This window comes from Clostridioides sp. ZZV14-6153 (assembly GCF_020657855.1).
Taxonomy (GTDB): Bacteria; Bacillota; Clostridia; order Peptostreptococcales; family Peptostreptococcaceae; genus Clostridioides.
Genome location: NZ_JAGWCZ010000005.1, coordinates 202,288 through 222,398 on the forward strand (window position 1 = coordinate 202,288; position 20,111 = coordinate 222,398).

General features: G+C 28.8%; 25 protein-coding genes. 23 read left to right on the plus strand and 2 right to left on the minus strand.

Going from position 1 to position 20,111, the window contains the following annotated elements; translation table 11 throughout:
- The first annotated feature begins 71 nt into the window (after positions 1-71).
- Entirely contained in the window at positions 72-191 is a 120-nt protein-coding gene (locus tag KGF46_RS08915; protein ID WP_227827737.1) for a helix-turn-helix transcriptional regulator, read from the plus strand.
- A 21-nt stretch (positions 192-212) separates the two neighbouring features.
- Positions 213-431, plus strand: a complete 219-nt coding sequence (locus KGF46_RS08920) for a hypothetical protein (RefSeq protein WP_227827736.1) — start codon at positions 213-215, stop codon at positions 429-431.
- 524 nt (positions 432-955) lie between these two features.
- Here the strand turns inward: KGF46_RS08920 and KGF46_RS08925 are convergent.
- Positions 956-1,255, minus strand: a complete 300-nt coding sequence (locus KGF46_RS08925) for a hypothetical protein (RefSeq protein ID WP_227827735.1) — start codon at positions 1,253-1,255, stop codon at positions 956-958.
- Positions 1,256-1,330: 75 nt separating this feature from the next.
- Positions 1,331-2,074: a phosphatase gene (locus KGF46_RS08930; RefSeq protein ID WP_227827734.1), complete on the minus strand. Its 744-nt coding sequence runs from the start codon at positions 2,072-2,074 to the stop codon at positions 1,331-1,333.
- A gap of 165 nt (positions 2,075-2,239) precedes the next feature.
- Here KGF46_RS08930 and KGF46_RS08935 point away from each other — a divergent pair, with 165 nt between their 5' ends.
- The 21 genes from KGF46_RS08935 (at position 2,240) to rbsK (ending at position 20,104) form a co-directional block, all read left to right on the plus strand.
- On the plus strand, positions 2,240-4,807 hold the full coding sequence (locus KGF46_RS08935) for a sigma 54-interacting transcriptional regulator (protein WP_227842624.1): 2,568 nt from the start codon (positions 2,240-2,242) through the stop codon (positions 4,805-4,807).
- 230 nt (positions 4,808-5,037) lie between these two features.
- Positions 5,038-5,442, plus strand: a complete 405-nt coding sequence (locus KGF46_RS08940) for a PTS sugar transporter subunit IIA (RefSeq protein ID WP_227827732.1) — start codon at positions 5,038-5,040, stop codon at positions 5,440-5,442.
- Between the two features lie 23 nt (positions 5,443-5,465).
- Positions 5,466-5,963: a PTS sugar transporter subunit IIB gene (locus KGF46_RS08945; protein ID WP_227842622.1), complete on the plus strand. Its 498-nt coding sequence runs from the start codon at positions 5,466-5,468 to the stop codon at positions 5,961-5,963.
- Positions 5,964-5,965: 2 nt separating this feature from the next.
- Entirely contained in the window at positions 5,966-6,367 is a 402-nt protein-coding gene (locus tag KGF46_RS08950; RefSeq protein WP_227827730.1) for a PTS sugar transporter subunit IIA, read from the plus strand.
- A gap of 17 nt (positions 6,368-6,384) precedes the next feature.
- Positions 6,385-6,873, plus strand: coding sequence for a PTS system mannose/fructose/N-acetylgalactosamine-transporter subunit IIB (locus tag KGF46_RS08955; protein WP_227827729.1), 489 nt, complete (start codon positions 6,385-6,387; stop codon positions 6,871-6,873).
- A 26-nt stretch (positions 6,874-6,899) separates the two neighbouring features.
- On the plus strand, positions 6,900-7,655 hold the full coding sequence (locus tag KGF46_RS08960; RefSeq protein ID WP_227827728.1) for a PTS mannose/fructose/sorbose/N-acetylgalactosamine transporter subunit IIC: 756 nt from the start codon (positions 6,900-6,902) through the stop codon (positions 7,653-7,655).
- On the plus strand, positions 7,655-8,518 hold the full coding sequence (locus tag KGF46_RS08965; protein WP_227827727.1) for a PTS system mannose/fructose/sorbose family transporter subunit IID: 864 nt from the start codon (positions 7,655-7,657) through the stop codon (positions 8,516-8,518). Before KGF46_RS08960 ends, KGF46_RS08965 begins: the two co-directional genes overlap by 1 nt.
- Before the next feature lie 46 nt (positions 8,519-8,564).
- Positions 8,565-9,044, plus strand: a complete 480-nt coding sequence (locus KGF46_RS08970; protein ID WP_227842621.1) for an L-2-amino-thiazoline-4-carboxylic acid hydrolase — start codon at positions 8,565-8,567, stop codon at positions 9,042-9,044.
- A gap of 64 nt (positions 9,045-9,108) precedes the next feature.
- The gene (locus KGF46_RS08975) at positions 9,109-10,416 is read left to right on the plus strand and encodes a M20 family metallopeptidase (RefSeq protein WP_227861941.1); all 1,308 of its coding nucleotides are present in this window, start codon (positions 9,109-9,111) and stop codon (positions 10,414-10,416) included.
- A gap of 16 nt (positions 10,417-10,432) precedes the next feature.
- Complete coding sequence (locus KGF46_RS08980; RefSeq protein WP_227842619.1) at positions 10,433-11,026, plus strand: L-serine ammonia-lyase, iron-sulfur-dependent, subunit alpha; 594 nt, start codon at positions 10,433-10,435, stop codon at positions 11,024-11,026.
- Between the two features lie 211 nt (positions 11,027-11,237).
- On the plus strand, positions 11,238-11,384 hold the full coding sequence (locus KGF46_RS08985) for a DUF2185 domain-containing protein (RefSeq protein ID WP_304521394.1): 147 nt from the start codon (positions 11,238-11,240) through the stop codon (positions 11,382-11,384).
- 143 nt (positions 11,385-11,527) lie between these two features.
- Positions 11,528-11,731, plus strand: a complete 204-nt coding sequence (locus tag KGF46_RS08990; RefSeq protein WP_227827722.1) for a hypothetical protein — start codon at positions 11,528-11,530, stop codon at positions 11,729-11,731.
- A gap of 240 nt (positions 11,732-11,971) precedes the next feature.
- Complete coding sequence (locus KGF46_RS08995) at positions 11,972-13,066, plus strand: helix-turn-helix domain-containing protein (protein WP_227861942.1); 1,095 nt, start codon at positions 11,972-11,974, stop codon at positions 13,064-13,066.
- A gap of 4 nt (positions 13,067-13,070) precedes the next feature.
- Positions 13,071-13,271, plus strand: a complete 201-nt coding sequence (locus tag KGF46_RS09000; RefSeq protein WP_227827720.1) for a PLD nuclease N-terminal domain-containing protein — start codon at positions 13,071-13,073, stop codon at positions 13,269-13,271.
- Positions 13,268-14,188 carry an ABC transporter ATP-binding protein gene (locus tag KGF46_RS09005; protein ID WP_413841449.1) on the plus strand — a complete coding sequence of 307 codons (921 nt, stop codon included), beginning with the start codon at positions 13,268-13,270 and terminating at the stop codon, positions 14,186-14,188. The genes KGF46_RS09000 and KGF46_RS09005 overlap by 4 nt, the downstream gene beginning before the upstream one ends.
- On the plus strand, positions 14,185-14,943 hold the full coding sequence (locus KGF46_RS09010) for an ABC transporter permease subunit (protein ID WP_227861546.1): 759 nt from the start codon (positions 14,185-14,187) through the stop codon (positions 14,941-14,943). The genes KGF46_RS09005 and KGF46_RS09010 overlap by 4 nt, the downstream gene beginning before the upstream one ends.
- A 404-nt stretch (positions 14,944-15,347) precedes the next feature.
- The gene (locus KGF46_RS09015) at positions 15,348-16,421 is read left to right on the plus strand and encodes a DUF362 domain-containing protein (RefSeq protein WP_227827717.1); all 1,074 of its coding nucleotides are present in this window, start codon (positions 15,348-15,350) and stop codon (positions 16,419-16,421) included.
- Between the two features lie 68 nt (positions 16,422-16,489).
- Positions 16,490-16,753 (plus strand): hypothetical protein, encoded by a 264-nt coding sequence (locus tag KGF46_RS09020; RefSeq protein WP_227827716.1) that lies wholly within the window; start codon positions 16,490-16,492, stop codon positions 16,751-16,753.
- Between the two features lie 196 nt (positions 16,754-16,949).
- Entirely contained in the window at positions 16,950-17,927 is a 978-nt protein-coding gene (gene bioB, locus KGF46_RS09025; protein WP_227850281.1) for a biotin synthase BioB, read from the plus strand.
- Positions 17,928-18,146: 219 nt separating this feature from the next.
- Complete coding sequence (locus tag KGF46_RS09030) at positions 18,147-19,169, plus strand: LacI family DNA-binding transcriptional regulator (RefSeq protein WP_227850282.1); 1,023 nt, start codon at positions 18,147-18,149, stop codon at positions 19,167-19,169.
- A 41-nt stretch (positions 19,170-19,210) separates the two neighbouring features.
- On the plus strand, positions 19,211-20,104 hold the full coding sequence (gene rbsK, locus KGF46_RS09035; RefSeq protein ID WP_227827713.1) for a ribokinase: 894 nt from the start codon (positions 19,211-19,213) through the stop codon (positions 20,102-20,104).
- Positions 20,105-20,111 lie beyond the last annotated feature (7 nt).

Below are 20,111 nucleotides of genomic sequence, written 5' to 3' on the forward strand. Positions count from 1 at the left end.
TTATAGAACAGCTGAGTTTAATACTTTATAATTGAAATACAATTATTTTTAACTTGAAAGGAGTTTAATATATGAATTTAGGAGACAAGATTATAAAACTAAGAAAGAAATATAATTATTATCAAGAATTGTTGGCTGAAAGACTAAATGTATCTAGGCAAACTATTAGTAAATGGGAATTAGGAGTATAACCTAGTTAAAGATAAAAAACAATGTATGCATACCTGCTTGCTAAACCAATAATGAAATTAAACAAACAAGTAGAAGAACTTTATAAGAAGTACATATGGTTAAGAAATCAATATGATGAATTTCAGTATGAGCACCAACAGCAAAGTAATGTACTTGAATCTAAATTTAAAAATGTAAGATTCTCTAAAAAACTATCAAAGAATATTAATTATGAATTGCGCATTCTAATGTATCAATAGTGAGGTAAAATAGTAGTGGGACTAATAAATTATGATTTAATCTTATCTAATGAAGATATTGAAATATCAGATAGAGATATGGAAAAAGTTATTAAACAAATGAGTATATGAAATATAATATTAATCTTTTATTTGAGGGAAATGAATCATTTGATGCTATAAAAGATAATCCAAGATTTAAAGAACTTATAAAGAGAATAAAAGAATTCAAATTAATTTAGAGTAAAGTCTATACAATAGATTTGTAATAGTAAATAATTACTTGTGATATAGATGAAGAATTTTAATTTACACTATAAATATTCACTTAAGGTACTATACTAAAACATTGATAATATAGTACCTTTTTTGTAAATACATAAAAAGTAGACAAATACGTAAATTATAGTCTATTTGTAGTTAATATGAGATTGGCATTTTCAATAGGATAATATTCCAAGGTATATTTTTCTTCAGCGGGGAAGTACCTATTTTTCTATTTACATTTTATATCTTCTAAATTACCTATATATCTATCATTTTCTTTATAATATTTTATCTCCATTTTTTATAGGAACTAAAATTTCATTTAGTAAATAATCATATCTCCATTGGATATTGTAATAACAATCCCACTCTTCTTTAGAATTATTATACCTAATAAACTTAGGATGTATAAAATAATAAATGTGTAAGATGTAAGAAGGATAATTCAAATTTTGCAATTGTAATTTTAGTGAATTAGCAAGTGTACTTTTACCTGACCCTCCTAAACCGTCAATACCAATAATATATATTTTATTAGAAATATCCTCATTTATTAGTTTATTAAATAGCCTCTTCATTATAATATCCTCATTTCATATAATATAAATAGTATTAAGATTTTTATAAGAGTTAAAGCAAGCATGTATTATTACTCAAATATTTGTATAATCAACATCTAGTAATTTACCTTTTTGGTGAAAATGATTAATAAGTTTTTTAGGATAATTCATTATTAATTCATCTGGAAAATTAATTTCTTTTAAGATATTCTCAGAATACTCATAGTTACCTATATCAAAACAAATGTGAGCATCTGAAGTTAGTATGATTTTAGCACCATATTTTTTGCAAAGTGTAGCAATATACTTACAATTATCCGAGCTACCATTTCTTGACACGCCTTTGATAGAACAATTATTTATTTCTATTAAGATATTCTTTTCCATGGCTAATTTAATGATTAATTCATAGTCGATTGGGTAGTTTGGGTTTCCAAGGTGGCCTAATATTTCAATATTATCATGCTTATTTATTGCATTTATTAAGGCTTTAGTATTATTCTCTAATGTATTTGGTGAAAAAACGGCTTCGTGAAATGACAAGATAAGATAATCTAATCGAGGAATGACAAAAGGGTCTAGATCTATGTTTCCTTCAGTGTCTAGTATATTTGCTTCACATCCTCTTAAGATTATAATGTTATTTATGATTCTTGGGATATTTTGAATGTTGTGAAAGTACCATTTGTGGGGAGAACCAGGCATCTTAGGACCATGTTCAGATGTACCTAGTATCTTAATTCCATTTTCTTTACAATAATTAATATTTTCTAACAAAGTACTATAGCCATGACCACTGACTATAGAGTGGGTGTGTAAATCTGATAAAAAATTCATATAAATTCCTCCTCTATAAAAGATGAGGGTAACGTAATTTATATTATAAAACGAATAGGAAATAAAATCAATAGTTACACAATTAGACAAAAATATTAAAATATTGTAGAATTAAGCTTAATAATAAATATTTAACAGTATTACTGCTTATATGGGAGGTTAACTATGATACAAAAGAAGCTATCAAGGAAAGAAAAAGTTTTAATTTGCTTGAAAAGGTTAACAGAAGAACACTTGAATCTTAATAATGGCATTAGATTTGGATTTGATGCAGAGTATATTGCTACTGAAGTAGGTATAAATAGAAGTAATGCTAGTAAGGAATTAAATCAATTAATAAAGGAAAGTATTATTATAAAGATAAAGGGAAAACCTGTTCAGTACTTATATAAAGAAAGTATTGAGAGTATTTTAGGAAAGAAACTAAATAAAGGGATATTTGATAATATTAACTCTATAAACGAATATAGTGAAAATGATGCTATCAAAGATGAGTATATTGTAGAGGGTATAAAAAAAGAGAACAATATTTTTAATTTAGTAGGATGTGATGGAAGTTTAAAGTCCCAAATAGAGCAAGCTAAAGCAGCAGTAATATATCCACCTAAGGGGTTGAGTACATTAATAATAGGACCTACAGGAGTTGGTAAATCTATATTTGCAGAATATATGTATAAGTATAGTTTAACTATAAAAGAAGATAGTGATAATGCACCATTTATCATATTTAACTGTGCTGATTATTCTGATAATCAGCAATTATTATTAGCACAGCTTTTTGGATATGTAAAAGGCGCATTTACTGGAGCTGATAAAGATAAGTATGGTATTGTACATGAAGCTAATAATGGAATATTGTTTTTAGATGAAGTTCATAGGTTATCTGCAGAGGGACAAGAAATGCTATTTCTACTTATGGATAAGGGTATATATAGAAGGTTAGGAGAGGCTAATAAGGTACATGAGTGTAGGATTATGATAATTGCAGCTACTACAGAAGATCCAGAAGTAGCAATGTTGGAAACGTTTTTAAGAAGAATACCTGTAACTATAAAGATTCCGTCTTTAGAGGAAAGAGGCTTTCAAGAGAGAATGAAGCTTATATGTTATTTTTTTAAAGAAGAAAGTATTAGGATTGGTGTTAAGTTAAAGGTTTCAAAAGAAGTTATTAAGGCATTTATTTTATATAAGTGTAAGGGAAATATAGGACAATTAAAAAGCGACATACAATTAATTTGTGCAAGAGCTTTTTTAGATTATATGACCTATAAAAGGGAATGTGTATATGTAAGACTCTCTCTTCTACCAAACAATATTAGAGAATCATTATATGGAAATAATAGAAAAGAGGAGTTTGTACAAAACTTCAGTTTTATTGGGAAAGATGATATTATTTTTTTACCAGAAGGAAAGAATTTTGAAAGTGAAAATTTATTAATAGAAAATAAAAAATATGATTTAGATTTCTATGGAATGATAAAAGAAACTTGGAATAAACTTCAACAAGAAGGTATTAAAGAGTCACAAATTAGAAGCGTTATAGATGAAGATATACAGAAGTATTCCTATAATTTAATGAATACTTTTATATATAATAGTAGTAATCAAACAGCTTATAACAATATTGTTAATGATTCAATTGCAACTACTGTGAAGTATATTTTACAAAAGCATGATAAATGGAGCAAAAGAGAAGGATTAGATAAATTAATAAAAGCTATAGCCTTACATATTCAGAATTTAATTGAAAGAATAAAGATTGGGAACATAGTAAAGCATCCTAATAAAGATGAAATTATGAAGGAAAGAGCATATGAATATAACATAGCAAAAGAAATATTATCTAACATGTCATTAATGTATGGAGTTGAGTTTCCAGAAGATGAAGCAATTTTTTTAGCAACGTTTCTTTATTTATCTTATGTGGGATTAAATGAGGAGAGTATAGCAATATTAGTTATAATGCATGGTGAATCTACGGCATCTAGCATGGTGAATGTAGCTAATACTTTACTGGATTGTAACCATGCAGTGGCAATCAATATGGGATTAGAGGATAGAGTTCAGGATATTTTAGTCCAAGCTGTAGAAATAGCCAATGAAATTGACAAAGGAAAGGGAATTTTAATTCTAACTGATATGGGATCTATTTTAACATTTGCTAAAGTTATTCATGATGCTACTGGAAAAGAAGTAAAAGCAATAGATATGGTAAGTACACCTATTGTAATAGAAGCAACTAGAAAGGCCCTAACTCCGGAAATGACATTAGAGAAATTATATTTTAATATTATAGAATCTATAAAGAAACATTATGGAGATATGGAAATTACATATGCTGAAAAAGATAATGGTGGTAGATATTTTGATAGATTACTAATTGATAATATTAGTAAAACTTTGACTTTTTTAAATGGGGAAAAGGCTTATTTTATATTAAAAGAAGTAATTAATAGAATTAGCGAACATTATTCTTTAGTAATTCAAGATGAACTTTTAGTAAAGTTTATATTTCATTGTTCATGTATGATTGAAAGAGTAATAATAAAAGAGTCTTTAGTTTATAAATCATATGAAGAAAGAATTAGTAGAAGTAAAGCATTATATTTAGTTATAAAAGAAAGTTTTAAGCTTGTAGAAGAGACATTCGATATAATCATTTCAGATATGGAATATGCAAATATATTAGATATATTTGAATCACAGTATGATACAGATAAATTCAAAAGTTGATACAAAACTTAAATATAGCCAAAAGGCTATCTTTTTTTTACTTCTTTTTGATACAGATTTGATACAGGTTTGAAAAAGATTTTGATACATATTGAAAGAGTAAGCTTTTTTTATAAATTAAGTAAAAAGATTTGATTAAATCCTGTAAAATAGCCATTTGTTATTGATACACATAAGTTGGCATGGCAATTGCTTATATAAAAAGTGACAAGAAAAGTGAGGTGAGATTGGTGATTGGGATAATAGTTATGACTCATGGGAGTTTTAGTGAAGAAATTATAAAAAGCTGTGAACTTATTGCAGGACCAGCAGAAAGAACAGCAGCAATTAAACTAAATAGGAATGATAATATTGAAGACTTAAATAGAAATTTTGTAGAAAAGTTAAATGAATTAGATGAAGGTGACGGAGTTTTAGTATTAGCTGACCTATTAGGAGGTTCACCAAGTAATGTAGCAAGTTTAAACCTTAAAAAAGGTGGAAAGTTTCATGCACTTACTGGAGTAAATCTTCCAATGCTACTTGAAGCTTTAATTAATAGAGAGGGAAAAAGTTTAGAAGAGTTAGCAGAGACATGCATTGAAGCGGGGAAAACTGGTATAAACCATATTAATAAAGTTCTTAGCTCAATGTAATAGAAAAAGGAGTTCGATTAAAAATGTCTTTAGTAAAATATTGCAGATGTGATGATAGATTAATACATGGTCAAGTGATATATAAATGGGTTAAGCATCTAGGTGTTAAAAAAATAGTAGTAGTAGATGATGAAACAACCAATGATGTTATTGCCAAAGGTTTGATAAAAATGGCAGCACCAAAGAATATTGATTTATCAATATTAACTGTAAGTGAATCAAGGAGGTATTTTTATAATAACCAAGCTGATGATAACGTTTTTGTATTAATTAAAAACTTAGATACTGCAAATAGAATGAGAGAAGAAGGAATTGATATTAAAAAACTTATTATTGGAAGAATACCTACAGGGATAGGAAAAAAGAAAATATCTCAAAATGTATACATTAATAAAAAAGAGTTTCTTTTAATAGATGAATTTATTAAAAAAAATATTAATGTATCAATTCAAATGGTACCTGATGAGGAAGAAGTAGAATTAAATCAAAGTATTAATCGCTATAAAGGAGAGTTTGTTTAGCAATGAATAAATATAAGGTAATCATACTCTGCCATGGAACGTGGGGAAAGGTATTAGTAGAAGAAGCAAATAAAAATTTTGGATTGTCAAATCAATACGAAGTTTTATCACTAAGCTCTGAAAAAGATATTTCTGTATTCATGAAAGAGGTTGAAGAAGTAGTAGATAAAGAGGATGTGAAAATTATAATATCAGATCTGTATGGGGGATCTACGTCAAGTGTTGCAATAGCTGTTGCTATAAGAAGAGGGATAGATGCAATAAATGGACTTAGCTTACAGACAATTTTAATCGTAGATGAAGAATTAAGCAAAGAAGATAAAGTACATACATTACCAGAAAGAATCGTCAAAAAAAATAATAACCTTTGTGTGGATTTAATTAAAGAATTTAAAAAAATATAAATTATGAGGTGGATATAATGGCAAAAATAACATTAGTAAGAGTAGATCACAGATTAATTCATGGACAAGTTATAACAAAATGGGTGAAAATCGCTCAAGCTCAAAAAATAGTAATAGTTGATGACTTCTTAGGTCAAGATGAATTTATGGCTGATGTATATAGAATGGCAGCGCCATCAGGAGTAGAAGTAGCTATTTTAACAGCAGAAGATGCAGGACAAGCATTCCAAAACAATATTTTAGGAGATAAAAATATATTTATTCTATTTAAGAACGTTGATATGGCAAATAAGGCGTATAAGGCTGGACTTAAATATGAAAAGATTCAATTAGGAGGTATTCCAAATGAAGCAGGAAAGAAGATGGTATTTACAGCTGTTTCATTAGGAAATGAAGATGTAGAACAACTAAATGAACTTAATGAAGATGGGGTTGAAATAGTTCTACAAGTTATACCAGAGGAATCATCTATGACATATGAAAATGCCTTAAAGAAGTTTAAATAAAAATTATAAATTAGGAGGAATTATAAATGGAATCTGTTTTGATGTTGGCAATTGTAACAGGATTATGGTATTGGTTTGCAGCAGGTCTTGCAGGGTATACCCTTTTCTCAACACTAAAGTCCCCTTTATTTATAGGTTTTAGCCTTGGATTACTTTGGGGCGATGTAACAACTGGTATGATTGTTGGTGCAAGTATAGAAATGGTTTATCTAGGAATGGTAGCAGCAGGAGGAAATATTCCATCAGATAAATGTTTAGCTGCTCTTATTGCAATACCAGTAGCACTTCAAACTGGTGTTAATGCAGAAGTTGCAGTATCTATTGCGGTACCTTTAGGTGTCATAGGAGTATTAGTTAATAACTTAAGAAGAACTGGTAATGCTGTATTAGTTCATAAGGCAGATAAGTATGCCGAAGAAGGTAATACAAAAGGTATCTGGAGATGTGCAACACTTTATTCTTTAATATTTGGGTTTGTTTTAAGATTTCCAATAGTTTTTGTATGTAACTTTTTTGGAGCAGATTTAGTTCAATCATTATTAGATGTTATACCACAATGGTTAATGAATGGATTAACAGTAATGGGTGGTATATTACCTGCATTAGGTTTTGCAACAACAATATTTACTATAGGTAAAAATAAATTCTTACCAATGTTTATTATAGGATTTTTTATGGTTCAATATTTTGAAATATCAATTACTGCAGCTGCAATATTTGGTGTTTGTATAGCTCTTTTAGTTACATTTATGAAAGAAGATAAAAGGGTGGGTGAAGTATAATGCAAGAAATAAAAAATAAAGAAGCTAAAGATGAGCAAGGTACAACTGAAGTTAATAAGATAAGAGTACTTACGAAGAAAGATGTAACAAAAACATATCTAAGATGGTGGTGGACAGCAGAATTATCTAACTCTTTTGAAAGAATGCAAGCATTAGCAGTTTGTGCAAGTTTCACTCCGGCTTTAGAAAAGTTATATAAGAAAAAAGAAGATTTAATAGATGCGTTAAAGAGGCACTTACAATTTTTTAATACTCAAGCTATATGGGGAGGGTTAATTCATGGTACAGTTTTAGCTATGGAAGAAGAGAAAGCTACTGAAGGAAAAATCCCAGGAGAAGTTATTTCAGGTGTTAAGAATGGGCTTATGGGACCTTTGGCTGGAATTGGAGATACTTTAGATTTTGGTACATTTCAAACAATATTCTTAGCTTTAGGTGCTTCGTTTGGAGCAGAAGGAAGTGTTATAGGTGCATTTTTCCCAATAATGTTTAGTATATTACTATTTTGCGAAGGTTATTACTTATTCCATTTAGGATATTCTTTAGGTAGAGATTCAATTAAGAAAATTCTATCAGGTGGTATTGTCAATAAGATAATTGATGGTGCTTCAATTCTAGGAATGTTTATGATGGGAGCATTATCTGCAACTACAGTTAAGCTTTCAACTCCATTATCATTTGATATTGGTGGTAAAGCAATTGTTGTTCAAGATACATTAAACATGATTGCTCCAGGTTTATTACCACTTGGTGTTGTATTCTTCGTATATTGGGGAATGAAATACAAGAAGTGGACAATAACTAAGTTATTAGTAATTTTAGTTGTAGTAGCATTAGTAGGATCATTCATTGGAATATTCTAATTTACAATGGTTAAAATATAGAATTTAATTTTAGGAGGAGAAAGAAATGTCAGAAAAAATGTATACAGAAAAGGAATATTTAGAAGGAATTAGAGGAGCAACAGGAGAAAGAGCAGTATGGTTCTATCTTCTTATGAAAGAAGCTGAAAAATTAGGAGTTAATCAAGATGATATATGTAAAGAAGCAATATATGGATTTGGTAAAATGAGAGGCCAAAAATATAGATTAGCAGATACTCCAGGAAAAATGGCAGAAATGTTATATAACAGTAAAGGACAAAAAGTGTTTGAAATGGAATTAGTAGAAAATACAGATGAGAATGGAGTTTTAAAATTCCATCACTGTCCATTAGATGCTGCTTGGAAAGAATATGGATTAACTAAAGAAGAAAGAAAAGAAATTTGTAGATTAGCTTGCTACGGTGATTATGGAAGAGTTGATTGTGCACAAGGTGTTAGATTAGAGTTTGCTCAAAAATGTGCTCATGATGATGAAGTTTGCGAATTAGTATTCACAAGAAAATAGTTTTTAATGCTAAAAGCCTGTTCTTTAAGGACAGGCTTTAAAAAAACAGAAGGTAGGTTGATTTATGGATATAAGCAGAAGCATAGATAATAGTTTAAATAGAACAGTAGAATTCCTAAAAGAATTAATAAAAATTGATACACAACAAGGTGAACCTATTTCACAATGTCCTTTTGGTATAGGACCTAAAAAATCTTTAGAGAAAACTTTAGATTACTGCACTAGTTTGGGTTTTAGCGTTAAAAATATTGATAATTATATTGGATATGCAGAAATTGGGGAAGGAGAAGAATTAATAGGAATTCCAATGCATTTAGATGTAGTTCCACCAGGAGATGGGTGGAGTGTAGAACCATTTTCGGGAGCAGTAATTGACAATATTATTTATGGAAGAGGTGCCATAGATAATAAGGGGGCTGTATCTATGCTTATACATGTATTGAAAAACATAGAGAATACGTACCCTGCAATTAATAAAAGAATAAGATTAATTTTTGGTACAAATGAGGAAACAGGTATGGAGTGTATCAAATATTATTTAGATAAAGATGAAGAAATTCCAAGTATGGGCTTTACTCCAGATGCGATGTATCCAGTGGTTAATGGAGAAAAAGGAAGAGTTCATATAAGGATAGAAAAAGAGATTAAAATTGATAAAAGCAAACCTTACATAATAGTAAGGGGAGGAACTAAAGAAAATGTTGTTCCGTCTCATTGTACTGCAAAAATTATTAATGGAATTATTTCAGAGTTAACTACTAAAGGAGTAGCTGCGCATGCAAGTAATCCTGAAAAGGGAGAAAATGCTATATCTAAAATGATAATAAAGATAGTTGAAGATAATATGGATTTTCAGTATAGAGAAGATATAGAATTAGTTTCAAAATACCTTTGTAGTGACTATTATGGAGATGCATTGGGAATTAATCAATATGATGAGGTATTCAAAAGCACTACTTTAAATTTAGGAATATTAAAAATGAATGAGGAAAAAATCATATGTGAGCTAGATATAAGGTATGGTAAAAATATAGTTTTAAACAATATAATAGATAGATTCAAAAAGTTTTTTTGTAATGGTTGGAAAATAAAAGTTATTGCTCATAAAGACTTACATTATGTGGATGAGAGTAATTTAGTACTTAAAAAGTTATTAGGAGCCTATGAAGAAGTAACAGATGAAAATGGATATACAATTGCTATGGGTGGTGGCACATATGCAAGTTGGTTTAAAGATATGGTGGCGTTTGGACCTAAGTTCTTAGAGTATAAAACTGGTGGTCATGGAGCAGATGAAAGAGTACCAATAGAGCATATACGAAAGAATATGGAGATATATACCTTGGCTTTAATAAAACTATTAGAATTGTAAAAGGAGAAGAGATCTTATGTGCAAATATATAGATATCTTAAAAAGAGAGATAAAACAAATTCAACTTTATTTAAGTGCAAACATAATTAAGAATGCATTAGGGATAGGTATACCTGGAACTGGGAAAATAGGAATAGAAATAGCAGCTGCACTTGGGGGAGTTATTAAAAAATCAGAAAAAAAGTTAGAGATATTATATAATTTTACTAAAGATGAATTAGAAAAGGCTAATGAAATAGTTGATTTTAATGAAATAAAATTACATTTAAAAGAATATATGGGAAGATTATCACCACTTTGTGGAGCAGGTATTGCAGGGGCTACAGGAGCTTGTTGTGGAATGACATATCTACAAGGGGAGACGTTAGAAAATATAAAGAGAGCAATTAATAACATGTTAGCTGATTTATCAGGATTAATTTGTGATGGAGCAAAAACAAGCTGTGTATTAAAGATAGCTACTGCAACTAATCCAGCTATACAATGTTCAACATCATCAAATACTATTCCATCATCTAAAGATGGAATAGTATTTGATGATGTTGAAGAGACAATAAAGAGTATAGCAAAGTTAGTAAAAGAAGGACTTGCAAATACTGATAACAAGTAGGCAAAAGGTACATAGAAAATTGTTAATAAAGTAAGAAATCTCTTGTATTTATACAGGGTACAGCGATTTTTATAGGTGTGACATGACATTTCACATAAATTAGAAGTTATAGAGGAAATAAGTATGAAATTATTAAAAAAAGATGATTTTATAAAAGTTAAGGTCGAAAAGTTAATTGAGTGGAATGAGCCAAATGGAGAAGGTTGTATATGTGTTCGCAATCAATACAATTTTTAACTATGATAAAGATATTATTCCATACTTACATGCAGATGTTGGAAGTGCATATATAAGAATAGATAGCAATAACTTTGAAATTGATGATGGTTTAAAAGAAATCTTTATCCATGAACAATAATAAAAATTATAGTTTATACAATTTAATATGATGTATGTACAAGCAGTTAGTTTAAATGATTGACTGCTTTTCTTTTATAGATTTTTATATAACAGGTAATTATCAATACATGATAGTTGCCTGTTATGATTGGAGGAATAAATATGAATAATAACTTTATAAAAGAATTAAATGAAAAAATTGAAAAGTATTGTGTTTCACAGACAAGGCTTGCTGTTGCTGTTGGCATAAAAGATATTTTACACATCAATCCTAAATATATGTTGCAATGTGAATATGGAAAATATGGATATGAAAACAAATATATTATTGGTTATATTAAAAGATATTTTATACAAGACGTTTAAAAAACATGATAAATAAAAACTATATTTGGATATATTCATCTGTGATTTTGTATAATGATGCGGATAAAATTGGAATAATAAACAAATTATGTAAATTATGTTTAAAAATATATTTAAGCAGGTATCTAAGATATCTGCTTATTTGTTTCCCTATGGTTGATTTTTTCATCAAAAGTCAACTTTAAATCGCTTGTTAGGTTTATGGATTTAAGGATATAATTATACAAAGGAGGCGTTGATATGAATGAATTAAACATTGCAAAAACACTGATTTTAAAGCGTAAAGAAAAAGGAATTACACAAGATGAACTTGCAAATTATATAGGTATCTCTAAAGCTTCTGTGTCTAAATGGGAAACTGGGCAAAGCTATCCTGATATCACTTTTTTGCCACAACTCGCGACATATTTCAACATTACAGTTGATGAATTAATTTGCTACGAACCACAAATGATTAAGGAAGATATTAATAAACTATATCAGCGATTGTGTAAAGATTTTACTGTTAAACCATTTGACGAAGTTATGGATGAAATAAGAGAAACCATAAAAAAATATTATTCATGCTTTCCTTTGATTTATCAGATGGGGATTTTGATAATTAATCATTATGACCTTGTAGATGAAGAAAAACGTGAACTATTAATTAGTGAAGCATTAGAAATTTTTATTCGAATACGAGAAACAAGTGATGATATAGAAATTTGTCGTCAGTCAAAAGGTATGGAGGCAACTTGTTATATCTTGTTAAATCAACCTATAGAAGTTATTGATTTATTTCAAGATAGCAATTTTCCCATGGTAAATGAAAGTATACTTCTTGCACAGGGACAAATGATGAATGGTCAAACTAATGAAGCTAATGAAACGTTACAGATTGGAGCATATCAGAATCTTACGTTATTAGTTCAAGATTTAGTGGGACTTCTGCAAAACTCAGATAAATCACAAATTAAAGAAATAGAAAGACGTATTTTAATAATTTCAGATACTTTTGACCTTAATGCATTATCTCCTGGTGTTATGTTTTCTGTATATTTGACCCAGATACAAATGAATTTAATACATGGAAATACTAAAGGAGCTATTAAGTCGTTACAAAGATATGTAGATTTGGCAATAAGTGATATATATCCAATTATGTTACATAGTGATGACTTTTTTAATCATATCGATGGCTGGATTTCTGAGATTGGAGCAGGTATTACACGTGATGATACAATTGTAAAGGCAGGTATTGTTGCGGCTATTAAGAATAATCCTATGTTCTCTGTATTAAATGAGAACAAAGAATACAGATTTCTTATAGAAAAATTATCTTTATTGGAGGAATAAAATTATGGAAAATTTAATGGAATATCTACCGCTTTTGCTTCCTGTTATTATTTTAAATTTAATACTTGTAATTACTGCACTTATTCATATAATAAAACATCCAAATTATAAAATTGGTAATAAGGCAATATGGATTCTTTTAGTATTATTTATAAGTATAATAGGCCCAATTTTATATTTCACTATAGGAAGAGGTGATGAATGATGAATATTGTTTCAATAAATGGGTTATCAAAAAGTTTTGGTAATCGAAAGATAATAGATAATCTAAATCTTACTGTACCAGAAGGGTCAGTTTTTGGATTTGTAGGTAAGAATGGTGCAGGCAAGACTACAACAATGAAAATGGTGCTTGGGTTACTTGAAACAGATAGTGGAACTATAAATGTTTGTGGTGAGAAAGTGATCTATGGAAGAATAAGTTCTAACCGCCATGTAGGTTATCTACCCGATGTTCCAGAGTTTTATAACTATATGAGACCACTTGAATATCTTTCTCTTTGTGGAGAAATTACAGGGCTTTCAAAACAAGAAATAAAGTTAAGAAGTGAAGAGTTGTTGTCACTTGTAGGACTTGGAAATGAAAAGAAACGAATAGGTGGATTTTCTCGTGGAATGAAGCAACGTCTTGGGATAGCTCAAGCATTACTTTCACGCCCTAAATTACTTATTTGTGATGAACCAACAAGCGCACTTGACCCTGTTGGTAGAAAAGAAATATTAGATATTATGCTTAAAATCAAAGACTCAACAACCGTAATATTTTCAACACATATACTGTCTGATGTTGAAAGAATTTGTGACCATGTTGCCATATTAAATAAAGGAAGCATTGCTCTTAGTGGTACACTTTCAGAAATAAAAAGTATGCACGGAAAAGATAGACTTTTATTGGAGTTTTCAAGTAATGATGAAATCCAAGCATTTAAATCTAGTAGTAGTATTAAATCCTTACTTAAAGATTCAGAAGAGACTAATATGGAAATTATTTTCCATGGTAAAGATATAAAATCAATACAACAAACAGTCATATCTACACTTGCAGAAATGAATCTTTGTCCAATAAAGATGGAATTAATAGAATTGTCACTTGAAAATTTATTTTTGGAGGTAGTAAAGTGAGAGAATACATAGCATTTACAAAAAAAGAATTTGTAGAGAACATAAGAAATTATAAATTATTTAGTCTGATTACTTTATTTTTAATATTAGGTATAAGTAGCCCTCTTTCTGCAAAATTTATGCCAGACTTGATTGCCCATTTTGCGCCAACTTTAAAAGTTACTGCTGCACCAACTGCTTTAGATTCTTGGACACAATTTTCTAGCAATATCTCTGGTCTTGGCATGAGTTTAACTCTAATTATTTTTTGTAATATTTTATCGAACGAATATTCCAAAGGAACACTTGTTATTATGCTGACTAAAGGATTGTCACGTTCGTCTGTAGTATTGTCTAAATTTTCTATTGCAGTAATTATTATGACCATTGGTTTCTGGCTGAGCTTTTTATGTACTTATGGTTATACAATGTATTTTTGGCCAACTGCAAATCTTAATCATGTTGTATTTTCAGCATTTAACTTATGGATAATTGGTATTATGTATATTACTATATTAATTCTTGGATGTGTACTATTTAGACCAGCATTTGCAAGTGTATTACTTGTATTAGTAGCAACTATTGTTTTGAGTTTAATTTCTATTCCTAAACAGGTTGCACCTTATACGCCTAATTTTATATTATCAAAAAATATAGATTTGATTTCAGGTAAAGTGACAGCTCCAGAATTTATTATTCCAATCATTGTAACAATCATTATTTCAATAGTGTGTCTGTTATCAGCTGTTATTTTATTTAATAAAAAACCAGTTTAATGATATCTTTATTATAAATATAAATAGCACTGTATTGTGTGAAAATATACTTAGTAATGTATAAGAATATATCTAAGTAAAAAAGATTTGAACTTAAGTTTCAAGTCTTTTTTTGTTTTAGTCGTACTCATTATGTTTTATAATAATTAAATTATTACCTTAAGGAACTGTTTAAAAATAAAAAAGGAGATAGATTATAATCTAGTGATTATCAGTTATTTAAGATATGCTATAAGTATATAGAGCCTAAACTAGTAAAGAGTTAAAACAATGTAGTAAGGAGTTAAAATAATATTGTTTTTATTAAATAAAGATAAGAATCTTTAATTGTGGTAAAATATACTAAAAAATTACTTTAAAAGTGATAAAATTAATTCAAGTAAATATTTTAAAGGGGTGTAGATATGGAAAAGTCAAAAGTATATTTTTGTGACTTATACTCAAATTCGCAAAATAAAAATGTGCCAAACAATGTAAGAAGATTATTTGATACAGCAGGATTCAAAGATTTAATAGAAAAGAATGACCAAGTAGCAATCAAACTTCACTTTGGAGAAAAAGGAAATACTACATATATGAGTCCTGTAGCAGTTAGACAAGTGGTTGATAAGATTAAAGATTGCGAAGGAAAGCCATTTTTAACAGATACAAATACATTATATACAGGGAGTAGAACAAATTCTGTAGACCATCTTACAACAGCTATAGAAAATGGTTTTGCCTATGCAGTGGTAAATGCGCCAGTAATAATTGCAGATGGATTGTACAGTAGAAATTATGAAAATGTACAAATAGATAAAAAACATTTTGAAAGTGTAAAAATAGGTGGCGAAATTTATAATTCTTCTGCAATGATAGTAATGAGCCATTTTAAAGGTCATGAAGCAGCAGGTTTTGGAGGAGCATTAAAAAATTTAGCTATGGGGTGCGCAAGTGCAGCAGGAAAGCAAATGCAACATTCTGATGTTACTCCTGGAGTAAATGAAAAGAAGTGTATAGGATGTGGAAAATGTGTTAATTCTTGCCCAACAAAAGCTATAAGTATAGTAGATAAGAAGGCAGTAATAGACTCTGATGTATGCTATGGTTGTGGGGAATGTCCGACTGTCTGTCCAACTAGGGCAGTAACTATACAGTGGGAAAGTGACTCAGATGTATTTGTTGAAAAAATGGCAGAATACGCTTATGGAGCAGTATCAAATAAAAAAGATAAGGTTGGGTATATAACTTTTGTTATGAATGTGACTCCACTTTGTGATTGTGTACCTTGGTCAGGTAGACCGATTGCACATGATATAGGAATATTAGCATCAACAGACCCTGTAGCCATTGAGCAAGCATGCTATGATTTGGTTTGTAAGGAAATGGGTCATGATGTGTTCAAACATGAGCATCCTCATGTAAATGGAACTAGAATAATAGACTATGCATGTGAAATGGGAATGGGAAGTAAAGAATATGAATTAATAAAATTATAAGAATAGATAGACTTAAATGCATATAATGATGTAAGAGGAATTTAAAAGTATCAAAGGAGTATGCATTTATGAAAATTTACTATGAAAAGGAAAATAGCAAGAAAGCAAATGTAAACAATATTCCAAGTGTATTTGCATTTAATTTTCTAAGAAATTTTTTAACAAGTAAAGAATATGAAGAAACTAGAAAAGAATATTTTATAAATAATCTAACAAAGAGTCAAGTTAATCAAGCTATGAAAGATTTAAAGTGGCTTTTTAGAGAGTATGAAGGCTTAGAGATTATTACAATGGAAAGCTTGGATGGAGTAAAAACAAGGATAGTTTTGTAAATTATTAAAAATACTGCTTTAATAATGATATGTATAATATAATTTGTTATACTAATGTCATTTTAAAGCAGTATTTTTTATTTTTAAATAGTAAACCTATATCTAAAATAAAGTTGACCATTAAATAGGAAATATGTAATACTATATATAATAAGTAAACTATGAAAGTTAAAAAGGTTGACTAATAGGAGGGCATATGAAAGAATACATAATCAAATTAAAAAATAAAGTTTTAAATGGAAAAGAAATAAGTTATAAAGAAGCTTTTAGTTTAATAAATATTGATACAAATAATAAACATGATTTTGATATTTTATTAGAAGCAGCAAATGAAATAAGAGAATTTTTTATGGGTAACAAGGCAGATTTATGTACAATAGTAAATGCAAAATCTGGGAAATGCAGTGAAGATTGTAAGTTTTGTGCTCAGTCATCTCATTATAAAACTGGTATTGATGAATATTCATTACTCAATTATGACGTGATTTTAAATAGGGCTAAAGAAATGGAAAGTAAAGGAGTCCATAGATTTTCTTTAGTTACAAGTGGGAAAGGAATGACAGGGGATGAGTTTAATAATATTTTACATATTTATGAAGGTTTAAGAGAGAATACCAGTCTAAAATTGTGTGCATCTTTGGGGATTATAGATTATAATCAAGCTGAAAAATTAAAAGAAGTAGGAGTATCTACATATCATCATAATGTTGAGACATCTAAGGATAATTTTGAAAGCATATGTACAACACATACATATGAAGAAAGAATAAAAACCATCAAAGAAGCTAAAAGAGCAGGTCTAGATGTATGTGTTGGTGGAATAATTGGAATGAATGAGAGTAAAGAACAAAGACTGAAGATGGCATTTGAAATAAAAGAGTTAAATGTGAAGTCATTTCCAATAAATATTTTAAATCCAATTGAGAATACTCCAATGGAAAATTATGATGTATTAGAACCAATGGAAATATTGAAAACAACAGCAGTATTTAGATTTATAATTCCTAATATATATATAAGATATGCTGGTGGAAGATTGTCCTTAAAAGGATATGATAAGGTAGGATTTAATGGGGGCGTAAATTCTGCAATTGTCGGTGATTATTTAACAACTGTAGGAAATAGTATTGAAAATGATAAAAAAATGATTGAAGAACAAGGCTTTAAAATTTAATAGAAATTGCTTAAATTAATTAATCTACTTTTTAAGAATTAAAAAAGTAGATTAATTTTTTTTGGAAATCAGCTAATGTGCTAAATTTAAATTAATAGTTAGAAATATTTTGAAAAATAAGAAAAATATCAAAATTTGTATAAAGTAGTTGCAAAGCGAAAAAAGATGTGATAGTATCTAGGTAACCGGTTAAGTAAAACGGTTTCCTAAATTGTGGGGGTGAACTTCTTGAGTATAACTATAAAAGAGATTGGCGAATTGGCTGGTGTTTCCAAAACAACTGTGTCAAAAGTCATTAACAATAAAGATGAAAATATAAGTCAAGCAACAAGAGAAAAGATTTTAAAAATAATGAAGGAAAAAAATTATGTTCCAAATAAATTGGCACAAAGTTTAGTGACTAAAAGAACAAATACAATAGGACTTCTTATACCAGATATACGAAATCCATTTTTCACAGACGTATCAAGAGGTGTTGAAGATAAAGCTAATGAGGAAGGCTATAATATAATTTTATGTAATACAGATGAAGATGCCAAAAAGGAATATGAAGGGATAAGAACATTATCAGAAAGAATGATAGATGGAATTATCTTTGCAGCATCGTCAAATACAAACTGGAAAGAGGCAAATTACAAAGATATAAAAATACCAACAGTATTAATCGATAAGAAAATAAGTATGAATAAAGAAACCTTAAAAGGTATAGTCAAAATAAATAACTTTGAGGGTGCATATATAGCTACAAAACATTTATTGGATATTGGACATAAGAAAATAATATACTTAAGTGGTCCACTTCAAAATGAAATAGCAATAGATAGATTAGAAGGATATAAAAAAGCTTTAACTGAGTATAATTTAGATTACAATTCTAATTATGTATTTGAAGGAAAATATAAGATTGAATGGGGGCAAGAATTTATAAAAACTTTAGAAGAGATAGATTTTAATGCGATATTTTGTGCAAATGATTTGATTGCAATAGGTGTTATCAGAGGTATTCAAGAAAGAGGATTAAATATACCAAACGATGTAAGTGTTGTGGGATTTGATGATATTCAAACTTCTAGTTTAATAAGTCCTCCACTTACAACAGTACGACAACCATCTTATGATATAGGATATAAAGCCAGTGAAATATTAATAAATTGTCTAAGAGGAGATAAGAAAGAATCCTTTGATGAATTAATTTTCAAACCAGAACTAGTGATAAGAGCTTCAACGAAAGAAAGTAATTAACAGTAAGAAAGGCATAAATAGATATGTAAAGGAGTAATGTAATGGGAAACATAGTTGTCATAGGAAGTGTAAATATGGACATGGTATGTTCTGTAGATAAAAGACCAGAAAAAGGAGAAACAATACTAGGTAATAGTTTTTTTACATCACCTGGGGGAAAAGGTGCTAACCAAGCAGTTTCAGCATCTAAGTTAGGTGCAAATGTAAAAATGATATCTTGTATAGGGGAAGATAGCTTAGGCGAAGAATTGATACGAAATTTTAAAGAGAATAAAGTTGATTATAATTTGATAGCTAGAAATAATCAAAAAAGTTCTGGTGTTGCTGTCATAACACTATGTGAAAATGATAATAGTATTGTTGTTGTGCCAGGAACAAATGAGCTAGTAGATATAAATTTAATTAAAAAGAATGAAGAAGAGATAAAGAATGCAGATATAGTATTACTACAGTTAGAGATTCCAATAGAAACAATAAATTATGTGGTAAATTTCTGTTTTGAAAATAAGATAAAGATTTTATTAAATCCAGCACCAGCAATAAGATTAGATGAAGATATAATAGAAAAAGTAACTTATTTAACACCAAATGAACATGAATATAAGATAGTTTTTGACACAGAGGAAAGTATAGAAGAAGTATTAAAAAAACATCCAAATAAACTTGTAATAACAGAAGGAAAAAATGGAGCTAGATTTTATGATGGCAAAGAAGTAAAACATGTGTCTTGTATAAATGTTGATGTTCAAGATACTACAGGGGCAGGAGATACTTTTAATGGAGCATTGTCAGTAGCTATAACAGAAGGCAAAGACTTATATACAGCGGTAGGGTATGCTGTAGTAGTGTCAGGACTCTCTGTAACAAAATTAGGTGCTCAATCTGGAATGCCTTATAGGGAAGATGTTGAAAAATATTTAGATATTAATAAATAAAAATTAA